Annotated in this window: 2 protein-coding genes; both read right to left on the reverse strand. The window is 49.4% G+C overall.

What is annotated here, in order from left to right; all coding sequences use genetic code 11:
• Window positions 1-79 (reverse strand): hypothetical protein (locus AC2FCQ_RS24710; RefSeq protein ID WP_239688238.1); only part of this gene is annotated, 79 nt, incomplete at its 3' end.
• Window positions 80-138: 59 nt separating this feature from the next.
• Window positions 139-235, reverse strand: a 97-nt coding sequence (locus AC2FCQ_RS24715; RefSeq protein ID WP_490658457.1) for an Orn/Lys/Arg family decarboxylase, incomplete at its 5' end; no start/stop codon positions are given.

Consider the following 235-nt stretch of genomic DNA (forward strand, 5'->3'; position numbering starts at 1 on the left):
TGCCGTAAAAGCTGAAATATTCCCAGATTTGGATCGCAACGATGTAATAAATCGCGCGCGGCTGTGAGGGTGTTTTCATGTGTTCTCCTTGCAGCGTGAAAAAGGGAAGTGGCAAGCCACTGCCCTGTTGTGCATCGATTATTTGTTGTTTTCTTCTCTCAGCACTTTAACGGTGTAACGACCATCCGCCTGACGATAGGCGCCGTGGATATCGGTTTCGAAGCCCGGATAGTGG

It is taken from the genome of Serratia sp. CoH_134_PS_4, assembly GCF_058190535.1.